Here is a 9,974-nt window from a genome sequence, read left to right as displayed (position 1 = left end):
CATCTTCTCGGTGCTGAAAATCGGACTTTTTCAACTCGCATTATAAGAGGTTGTTCAAAAAGTCCACTTTTGATCACGAAGCCGATCAGGAAGTCTGCTCGACATCGAATATGGAATTCAGCCGGAACTTCCGGTGCTCACGTAGCTTTCACTACGCTCCGCTCCTCATTTCCTAGCTTCATCCCATCTTCTCGGTGCTGAAAATCGGACTTTTTCAACTCGCATTATAAGAGGTTGTTCAAAAAGTCCACTTTTGATCACGAAGCAGATCAGGAAGTCTACTCGACATCGAATATGGAATTCAGCCGGAACTTCCGGTGCTCACGTAGCTTTCACTACGCTCCGCTCCTCATTTCCTAGCTTCATCCCATCTTCTCGGTGCTGAAAACCGGACTTTTAAGCGCGCTGCCTTTTCCTGGGCAGCATCGTTTTCAGTTCCGTGACGATTCTCTCCGGCGTCAGCCCGACTTCCTGACGCTGTTCCTTCGGACTGCCATGCTCGACGAAATAGTCGGGAATGCCGACCGGCTTCACGCGAACGCCGTAAATATCCCGCTCCGCATAAAACTCCAGAACTGCGCTGCCGAAGCCGCCCTTCACGGTCCCTTCCTCGAGAGTTAATATATTGTAGCCGTCCTCGTACAGATTCATCAGCATCTGCTCGTCAAGCGGCTTCAAAAATCTCGCGTTCACGATCCGCGGCTGGATGCCCTCGCTCTTGAGCAGCTCGGCTGCACCGAACGCAAGCTCCAGCATTTGCGGCCCCGCGGCCAAAATGGCGAAACCTTCACCGTCGCGCACCGTTTCCCACGATCCGATCGGAATCGGCTTGACTTCCTCGTCCATCTTCACGCCTACGCCGTTCATCCGCGGGTAACGGACCGCAATCGGCCCTTCATTGTAATCGACGGCTGTCTTCATCATATGCCGCAGCTCGTTTTCGTCCTTGGGCATCATCATGACCATATTCGGAATGCTGCGCATAAAGGCAATGTCATACACACCCTGATGCGTCTCACCGTCAGCGCCGACAAACCCTGCCCGGTCGATGGCAAAAATAACGTTCGTATTCTGCCGGCAAATATCGTGAACGATCTGATCGTACGCCCGCTGCATAAAGGTTGAATAGACGGCATACACCGGCTTCATTCCTTCCAGGGCAAGCGCTGCGCACAACGTAGCGGCATGCTGCTCGGCGATCCCGACATCGATCATCCGGTCCGGATACAGCTCGGCGAATTTCAGAAGTCCCGATCCGCCGGGCATCGCCGGCGTAACCGCAACGATCCGCTCATCCTGCTCCGCCAGCTCGATCAGGGAATTGCTGAACACTTCCGTGTACATCGGAGGCCCGACCGCTTTAATAAATTGGCCGGATTCGATTTTGTAAGGCCCTCCGCCATGCCACGTATGCGAATCTTCCTCGGCCGGAGAGTAGCCTTTACCTTTTACGGTAATAACGTGGATGAGGACAGGACCGTTCACTTTCTCCGCTTGCTTGAACGTCTCGAACAGCTGTTGCAGATTGTGCCCGTCGACCGGACCGAAATATTTAAAGCCCAGCTCCTCGAACCATACGCCAGAGACGACCAGATATTTCAGGCTGTCCTTGAGACGTTCCGCCGTCTTCGCAAGCGTCCCGCCGATCGCGGGAATTTTTTTGAGCAGATGCTCGACTTCTTCTTTCGCTTTCGCATAATGCTTGTCGGTACGAATCTTGCTTAAGTAATTGTGCAGCGCACCGACATTCGGCGCTATGGACATCTCATTGTCGTTCAGGACGACCATCAAGTTTTTGCGTTCGTGGCCGATGTGGTTCATCGCCTCAAGCGCCATACCGCCGGTTAAAGCGCCATCTCCGATTACGGCGACAATCTTGTTCTGCTCGCCCTTCAGATCACGGGCGATCGCCATCCCCATCGCGGCGGACAACGACGTGCTGCTATGACCGGCTTCCCAGACGTCGTGCTCGCTTTCGGACATTTTGACGAATCCGCACAAGCCTTTGTACTTGCGCAGCGTATCGAAGCGGTCTTTACGTCCGGTTAAAATTTTGTGCACATACGACTGATGGCCGACATCGAAAATAAATTTATCGTTCGGACTGTCGAACAAATAATGAAGCGCGATCGTCAACTCGACAACACCCAGATTAGGAGCCAGATGTCCGCCGGTTTTAGATAACTTTTCGATCAGAAAGCCGCGGATTTCCTCAGCCAGCGTCTCCAGTTGGAAAACGCTCAGCTTTTTGAGGTCGGCCGGGCTGTCAATTTGATTAAGGAGCACGTTATGCCCTCGCTTTCCGTTCGACTTAACCATTGTATAGGAGTAGTATTGCCCGTATTTTAACGAATCACAGCCTGCATCCGACACCATTATACCATATTCGCGAAATCTCACTCAATGATTGCCTAATAACGCTGCGCGAACGCGAAAAAGACGGGCAGCCTAGGAAACAACCCGTCCATTCGATTCGTTAATGATCCCGCTCCGTCAGGAAATCGGCCAGCTCCAGCAGCCGCTCCGGCGCCTGGAACCCCGCATCCCGTACCGCTTGCTTGCCGAGATCGGTCAGTTCCGTCACCTTACGCCGGGAAGCTTCCAGCCCGATAAAATACGGATACGTCACCTTTTGCATTTTCTCGTCGCTGCGAACCGCCTTGCCGAGCTTCTGCTCGTCGCCGACCACATCGAGAATATCGTCCTGGATCTGAAAAGCCAGACCGATATTCCTTCCGTACGTCTCCAGCGCATTCAGCTGCCGCTCGGTCGCTCCCCCGATCCGGCCGCCCGCTTTGAGCGAGAATACGATCAAGTCGCTCGTTTTGTGCAGATGAATATATTCCAGCTCCGCAAGCTGGGTTAGTCCCTGTTCGCCCTGCATATCGGCGACCTGTCCTCCGACCATGCCGCGCGGACCGGCCAGAACCGCCAGCTCCTCGATGATGTCGAGCACGCGTTCCGCCGGAACGCCGTACAGCCGGGATGCGCGGGATGCCGAATAAAAAGCATGGGTAAGCAGCGCGTCGCCGGCGAGGATCGCAATCGCCTCGCCGTACACTTTATGGTTCGTCAGCCGTCCCCGGCGATAATCGTCGTTATCCAGCGCGGGCAAATCGTCATGGACGAGCGAGTACGTATGTACCATCTCGACGGCGGCCGCAACGGGCAGCGCCGCTTCGACAGAGCCGCCGCACGCTTCGGCGGCGGCGAGCACCATTACCGGCCGGAGCCGCTTGCCGCCGGCCATCAGCGAATAGGTCATGGCGTCCTTGAGAACCGCAGGAATGTGCCATTCCTCAGGTGCGTAAGCGGCCAGCTCACGTTCGATTAATGATGCGCGTTCTTTGATGTAGTCCGTTATGGACGGATGAGACATGAATCAGTTCTCCCTTTCATCGGACACCGGCTGGAACGGCTTCTTAACGAAGTTCCCGTTATCCTCCAGCAGTGTTTCGATCTTGCGTTCCACCTGCTCCAGCTTTTGTCCGCACAAGTGGGACAGTGACATGCCTTCCTGAAAAAGCTCAATCGCTTTCTCAAGCGGAACGTCCCCGCTTTCCAGCTTGGCTACGATCTGCTCCAGCTTGTCCATCGCCTGCTCGAAGCTGACCGGTTCATCCTTCACGCTGCTCATCCAGGTTCTCCTCCATTCCCCATACGTGGCAATTCAGCTTGCCGTCGGTTAACCGGATCTTCACCATATCTCCCGGCTGAATTTGGCTGACTGATTTGATAATCCGCTTCTCCTGATCGTCGTAGACGAGACTGTAACCGCGCTGCATCACCTTCAGCGGGCTCAGCGCATCCAATTGGCGAAGCTGTGAGACGTACCGGTGACGCGTTTCCTTGAAGACGGCCTGCATCGATTGAAGCAGCTGATGGCGGGTTACTTCGACGCGCTTCCTGGCATATCCGAGCTGCTGCTTCGGATTGTGCGATGCCAGCTTCCGATCGAGCCGCATCGAGCTTTCCCTCGCCGCAGACAGACGCTGCCGCAGCCGGAATACGAGCTGCTCCTTCATCCGGTCGAGCCGCTGAGCCGGCTCCTGAAGCATCCTTTGCGGTTGGGTAAGGGCCGGAGACTTTTGCAGACGATGTAACCGTTCGCGTCTAACCGACAACTGCGAAGATACTCCTTTCACCAGCCGCTGCGACAAATGGGCGATATGCTGCTTCAGCTCCATCATATGCGGAACCGCCAGCTCGGCCGCCGCCGTTGGCGTGGCAGCACGAAGATCGGCCACAAAGTCGGCGATCGTAAAGTCGGTCTCGTGTCCTACGGCCGATATGACCGGAATCGCCGAGGCGTATATGCTGCGGGCTAAGATCTCTTCATTAAAAGCCCACAGCTCCTCCAGCGATCCGCCTCCCCGTCCGATGATGAGCACATCCGCTTCTCCGTGCCGGTTCATCACCTCAATCGCGCGAACGATCGAAGGGGCCGCCTGGGCGCCCTGCACGAGAACCGGATACAACAATATTTGCGCCGCCGGATAACGCCGCTGAAGCGTAGTCATGATATCGCGCACCGCCGCTCCCGTAGGCGACGTAATAACGCCGACCGTACGCGGAAACTTCGGTATCGGTCTTTTGCGAGTAGCGGCGAACAAACCTTCGTCGCCAAGCTTCTTTTTGAGCTGCTCGAACGCTAGATGCAAACTTCCGATCCCGTCCGGCTGCATATGCGTGACGTACATCTGGTATTGCCCGTCCCGCTCGAACACGGAAATATTGCCGCGGGCAATTACTTTCGCGCCGTCCCGCGGAATAAAGCCGAGCCGCTGATTGTTCGATGCGAACATAATGCTTTTGATCCGGCTGTCCGCATCCTTTAGCGTAAAATACATATGTCCGCTCGAATGGTGGGTGAAGTTGGATAATTCCCCTCTTACCCAGACGTCTTTGAGCACGGAGTCGCCTTCGAGCTTCATCTTGATATATCGCGTCAAATCTTTGACGGACAGCACTTTATCCCGGTTATGCATCGGTATCACCGCACTCGCGCGCTTACGCGCGCAGCGCCTTAGCCGCTTGCAGCGTATTGTGCAGCAGCATCGTGATCGTCATCGGACCTACGACGCCCGGCACCGGGGTGATCGGTCCCGCCGTATCCACGACATCGCCAAAATCGACGTCACCGGCAAGCGTTCCGTCCTCCAGCCGGTTGATGCCCACATCGATGACGACCGCGCCAGGTTTGACGAACTCCTTCGTGACGAACTTCGGCTTGCCGATCGCCACGACGAGAATGTCGGCCTCGCGGCACAGCTCTTTCATATTCTCAGTACGCGAATGACATACCGTTACGGTTGCGTTCTCGCGCAGCAGCAGCATCGATACCGGCTTGCCGACGATATTGCTGCGGCCGATGACGACCGCCCGCTTGCCGGATATCGTTATACCGGTACGCTTAATAATCTCTATAACGCCTGCCGGCGTACATGGAAGCAGACTCGGCTTGCCGATCGACAGATTGCCCACATTGATCGGATGGAACCCGTCCACGTCTTTCTCAACCGCGATCGCATCGATCACCGCATCTTCCGATATATGCTTAGGGAGCGGAAGCTGTACGAGAATGCCGTGAATCTTGGTATCCCGGTTCAGCCTGTCCACCAACTCAAGCAGCTCGACCTGAGACGTTTCCGCCGGCAGCCGATGAACTTCCGAGTAGATTCCTACCTGCTCGCACGCCTTCGCTTTGTTCCGGACATAAACCGCTGACGCCGGATCTTCCCCTACAAGTACGACAGCAAGCCCCGGACGGAATCCTTCGGGCGCCAGCAAGCCGATTTCTTCTTTCAGTTTGCCGCGAATATCGGCGACAATTTGTTTACCGTTAATTACGTTCTCCGACATGGTTCGTCCTCCCCTTCCGGTTGACCGTTTTACTGGTTACCGCTTGTAGCTTCATAGTTGCTCTTGATCGCGTCAAGCTCCTTGATCATTTTGCCAAGCACGCCGTTGACGAACTTGCCGGATTCGTCCGAGCCGAACCGCTTCGCCAGCTCGATCGCCTCGTTGACGACGACTTTCGGCGGAGCGTCGCTTCCGTGCAGCATCTCATAAGCGGCAAGACGCAGTATTTGCCGGTCCACTTTGGACAGCCGGTCCACTTTCCAGCCGGTCAAATATACCGCCAGCGTCTCGTCGATCCGCTGCTTTTGCCGGATAGTCCCTTCCACCAGATCGGTCAAATACGGGGTATTGGCAATAACGTCTTCCCCGATTGCTAGTTCCGCTTCATTGTCGCTCCGCGCTTCCTCCAGCGCTATCTCGATAGCCGCCTGAGGAGTCACCTCGTTCATATCGATTTGATACAAGCTTTGCATTGCGATTTCCCTGGCCAGTCTTCGCTTCACCCGCGAATCATCCTCCTGCCTGATGTCCAAACGTCCATGCGTTCAATATACCACAAAAACCTGCAAACAAAACAGAAGAAGGCCGTTTCCAAGGGGGAACCGCCTTCCGTCGTTACCGAAACCATTTCCAACGATCCGCAAGCCTGCTCAGCCTATCCGTCCATTCATCCGGGTTCAGCTTCAGCTTTCCCGCATCGTACCTGTTGCCGGCATATGTACACACCGCTATGAGAAAAGCGACGATGAGCATATCCCAAAATCCGCTTATTAAATAGATGATTCCCAAAAACAATCCTGAGGCGACGCCGATCAGGCGGCCTTTATGCCGTTCCCACAGCTCGTTCCACATGGCGCCAGCCACCTCTATTCGACTCTGCTTTTAAATGTCTGGGACTGCACGACATTGGCTATAAAGACGGACACTTTCGCAACTGGAATGCCGGTAACGTCCTCGATATGCGTCTTGACGGAACGCTGGATCTCCTCCGACAAATCGGGAATCGAGTTCTCCCCGTCTACGACGGCGCGGATGACCACATCCAGCCCCGCATCGGTTACCGATACCCGGGCCCGCAAATCTTTAACTCCCCGTACGCGCCCTGCCGACTTCAACGATAAATTTTCGACGGTCTCCAGCGAGATGCGGATATCTCCGAAATCGGTACGTTGATCGATCGAAGGAACTTGTCCGCGCCCGCGGCGGACGGATACGTAGAAAAACCGGAAAGTGACCAACAGCACGAATACCCCGACCGCGATGGCCGGATAAGCGACCGTCCCTTCATAATACAGGTTGTTCAAAAAGTTTTCCGACGTGGCGAACGGCACCCAGCCGAACGAAACGACCAAAAAAAAGATGACGCTGATTCCAATAATCAGCGTATACAGGAATAGCAGCAACCGGTCCATTACTTTGATCACGCTGGTCCGTCCCCTTCCGCGATTGGCAAGGTTCGGAAGGTTGCCCGTTTCGTTTATCCCGGCAACCTTCTTCCCCGGTCGACGGGCACGCCCGTTACTTAACGCGGTGCGCCGTCGTTTCTTCCTCTTCTTGCGGGTTTCTGTCAGCCGGCTTGAACTGGACGTCGTGAATGTGTACGTTCACTTCAACGACCGTCAGACCGGTCATCGATTCGATCGTCTGCTTCACGTTCCGTTGGATGGCGCCCGCCACCTCGGGAATTCGATGACCGAACTCGATGACGATCGATACGTCGATCGCCGCCTCACGTTGTCCGACCTCGACCTTCACGCCTTTGGATAAATTTTTGCGTCCGAGCAGTTCAGCGATGCCTCCGGCAAATCCGCCGCTCATTCCGGCAACGCCGGGAACTTCCACAGTGGCCAGTCCCGCAATCACTTCGATCACTTCCGGAGCAATCTGAATTGTTCCGATATCCGTTTTCTCAAATTCCGTAGTTAGAGTGCTAATGGGTAACACCTCCCAGACGACTTGTCTATACTATTACTATACCATTTTGCCATTTTTATGACAAACGATACGGATGCGGCAAAGCCGTCAAGAGTTCGGATCGTTTACATCATGTTCCTCGAGAAACTTGATGTCGAACGTCCCGGCCTGGAACATTTTGTGATCCATCAGCTTGAGGTGGAAACCGATCGTCGTATGAATGCCTTCTACGGCGAATTCGCCCAGCGCCCTGCGCATGCGGGCAATCGCTTCGTCGCGGGTAGGGGCCCAGACGATCAGCTTGGCGATCATCGAGTCGTAGTGCGGCGAGATCGTGTACCCCGGATACGCTCCGCTGTCTACGCGGACTCCAGGGCCGCCCGGAGGGAGATAAAAATGAATTTGTCCCGGCGAAGGCATAAAATTGCGCTCCGGATCTTCCGCATTAATCCGGCATTCGATCGACCAACCGTTGATTTGCACGTCTTCCTGCTGAAACGACAGCGGATCGCCCTGCGCAACCTGAATCATTTCCTTGATGATATCGATATTCGTAATCATCTCGGTTACCGGATGCTCGACCTGAATCCGCGTATTCATTTCCATGAAATAAAATTGTCCGTCCGGACCAAGCAGAAACTCCAGCGTCCCGGCGCCCGAGTAGTTAACCGCGAGCGCGGCCCGAACCGCAGCCTGGCCCATCGCTTCCCGAACTTCCGGCGTGAGCACCGGACAAGGGGCCTCTTCAACCAGCTTCTGCCTGCGCCGCTGTACCGAACAATCGCGCTCGCCCAGATGGACGGCGTTGCCGTGTTTGTCGGCCAATATTTGAATTTCGACGTGCTTCATGCCCGTCAAATATTTTTCGAGGTATACGCCCGAGTTGCCGAAAGCTTTCTGGGCTTCCTGCTGGGCGGTCGTAATTTGCTGGATGAGCATTTCTTCGTCGTCGGCGATGCGGATTCCTTTGCCGCCGCCGCCGGCCGTCGCTTTGATAATAACCGGATAGCCGATCTCCCGGGCGATCCGTACCGCTTCCCCGAGATCTTCGATCAGGCCGTCCGAACCGGGGATGACCGGCACGTTTGCATCCTTCATCGTTTGCTTCGCGACCGCCTTGTCGCCCATCTTGCTGATGGCGAGCGGAGACGGGCCGATAAACGTAATGTTGCACTGCTCGCACAGCTCGGCGAAGTCGGCATTCTCCGCCAAAAATCCGTAACCCGGATGGATGGCGTCCGATTCGGTCAACGTCGCCACACTCATCAGGTTGGTGAAATTCAAGTAGCTGTCCTTTGACAGGGTAGGCCCTATGCAGTAGGCTTCGTCGGCGAGCCGGACGTGAAGCGAGTCCCGGTCCGCCTCCGAATAGACGGCCACCGTATAGATGCCCAGCTCCCGGCAGGCGCGGATAATACGTACCGCGATCTCGCCGCGGTTGGCCACCAGTACTTTATGAAACTTCATGTCGGCATTTTCCTCCAATTCGAGTCCATTTCATCCATGCTATGAAATCGGCTCGTTATTCCGGTTTAACGAGGAACAAGGTTTGTCCGTATTCGACCAGCTGACCGTTCTCCACGAGAATCTCGACGATCTCGCCTTTCACTTCGGCTTCGATCGGATTCATCAGCTTCATCGCTTCCAAAATGCAAACCGTCGTCTTCTCGTTAACCCTGTCGCCGATATTGACATACGGAGCGGCCCCCGGCGAGGATGCGCTGTAGAACGTCCCGACCATCGGAGACGTAATCTTGTGCAAGTTGGCTTCCGGCTCGGCCTTCGGCTGTTCCGGCTCTGCTGCCGCAGCGCCCGGCGCGGCGGGAACGACTGCCGGAGGGGCGACCTGCTGGACATAAGGATTATATGTAGGCGGGGCAGGATGCGCAACTACGACGGATTCGGTTTTATTCGGTTTACGGATTAAAAGGCGCGAGCCTTCGTTTTCGATTTCCAGCTCCTGCACGGTAGTCGAGTCAACCAGCTTGATCAACTCTTTGATTTCGCTTAATTTAAACATCGTTTCCACTCCTTCAACGGTTGTGAAGCGCTTGCTTGGACGAGCAACGTTAGTATTATATCACAACCGTCATTCGCACATAAACAAGTTTATCGCGGGAGCTCCTTTTCCGCTGCCTGCGGACAGGAAAAGCGGCCCCGGGGTTCACCCGGCAGCCGCCTTCCCGTCCGCGTCCGCC

General features: G+C 55.3%; 11 protein-coding genes. All 11 read right to left on the bottom strand.

What is annotated here, in order from left to right; translation table 11 throughout:
• Positions 1 to 396: 396 nt before the first annotated feature.
• The 11 genes from dxs to accB all read right to left on the bottom strand — a co-directional run bounded on the left by dxs (position 397) and on the right by accB (position 9,796).
• Positions 397 to 2,319: a 1-deoxy-D-xylulose-5-phosphate synthase gene (gene dxs / locus PV433_RS29945; protein ID WP_442951587.1), complete on the bottom strand. Its 1,923-nt coding sequence runs from the start codon at positions 2,317 to 2,319 to the stop codon at positions 397 to 399.
• A 157-nt stretch (positions 2,320 to 2,476) separates the two neighbouring features.
• The gene (locus tag PV433_RS29940; protein ID WP_332075650.1) at positions 2,477 to 3,379 is read right to left on the bottom strand and encodes a polyprenyl synthetase family protein; all 903 of its coding nucleotides are present in this window, start codon (positions 3,377 to 3,379) and stop codon (positions 2,477 to 2,479) included.
• Between the two features lie 3 nt (positions 3,380 to 3,382).
• Positions 3,383 to 3,637 (bottom strand): exodeoxyribonuclease VII small subunit, encoded by a 255-nt coding sequence (gene xseB, locus PV433_RS29935; protein WP_332075649.1) that lies wholly within the window; start codon positions 3,635 to 3,637, stop codon positions 3,383 to 3,385.
• Complete coding sequence (xseA, locus tag PV433_RS29930) at positions 3,618 to 4,988, bottom strand: exodeoxyribonuclease VII large subunit (protein WP_332075658.1); 1,371 nt, start codon at positions 4,986 to 4,988, stop codon at positions 3,618 to 3,620. Before xseA ends, xseB begins: the two co-directional genes overlap by 20 nt.
• Positions 4,989 to 5,010: 22 nt before the next feature.
• Positions 5,011 to 5,862 carry a bifunctional methylenetetrahydrofolate dehydrogenase/methenyltetrahydrofolate cyclohydrolase FolD gene (gene folD, locus PV433_RS29925; RefSeq protein ID WP_332075648.1) on the bottom strand — a complete coding sequence of 284 codons (852 nt, stop codon included), beginning with the start codon at positions 5,860 to 5,862 and terminating at the stop codon, positions 5,011 to 5,013.
• A gap of 29 nt (positions 5,863 to 5,891) precedes the next feature.
• The gene (nusB, locus tag PV433_RS29920; protein WP_190930096.1) at positions 5,892 to 6,365 is read right to left on the bottom strand and encodes a transcription antitermination factor NusB; all 474 of its coding nucleotides are present in this window, start codon (positions 6,363 to 6,365) and stop codon (positions 5,892 to 5,894) included.
• 112 nt (positions 6,366 to 6,477) lie between these two features.
• Entirely contained in the window at positions 6,478 to 6,714 is a 237-nt protein-coding gene (locus PV433_RS29915) for a DUF2273 domain-containing protein (protein ID WP_332075647.1), read from the bottom strand.
• Between the two features lie 14 nt (positions 6,715 to 6,728).
• Positions 6,729 to 7,286, bottom strand: a complete 558-nt coding sequence (gene amaP / locus PV433_RS29910; protein WP_332075646.1) for an alkaline shock response membrane anchor protein AmaP — start codon at positions 7,284 to 7,286, stop codon at positions 6,729 to 6,731.
• A 94-nt stretch (positions 7,287 to 7,380) separates the two neighbouring features.
• Positions 7,381 to 7,797 (bottom strand): Asp23/Gls24 family envelope stress response protein, encoded by a 417-nt coding sequence (locus PV433_RS29905; RefSeq protein ID WP_332075657.1) that lies wholly within the window; start codon positions 7,795 to 7,797, stop codon positions 7,381 to 7,383.
• An 87-nt stretch (positions 7,798 to 7,884) separates the two neighbouring features.
• On the bottom strand, positions 7,885 to 9,243 hold the full coding sequence (gene accC, locus PV433_RS29900; RefSeq protein ID WP_190930093.1) for an acetyl-CoA carboxylase biotin carboxylase subunit: 1,359 nt from the start codon (positions 9,241 to 9,243) through the stop codon (positions 7,885 to 7,887).
• 55 nt (positions 9,244 to 9,298) lie between these two features.
• On the bottom strand, positions 9,299 to 9,796 hold the full coding sequence (gene accB / locus PV433_RS29895) for an acetyl-CoA carboxylase biotin carboxyl carrier protein (RefSeq protein WP_332075645.1): 498 nt from the start codon (positions 9,794 to 9,796) through the stop codon (positions 9,299 to 9,301).
• Positions 9,797 to 9,974 lie beyond the last annotated feature (178 nt).

It is taken from the genome of Paenibacillus sp. GYB004, assembly GCF_036577605.1.
Lineage (GTDB): Bacteria > Bacillota > Bacilli > Paenibacillales > NBRC-103111 > Paenibacillus_AB > Paenibacillus_AB oceani.
The sequence above is the reverse complement of the archived record's forward strand: the minus strand, read 5'-3'. Positions and strand labels throughout refer to the sequence as shown.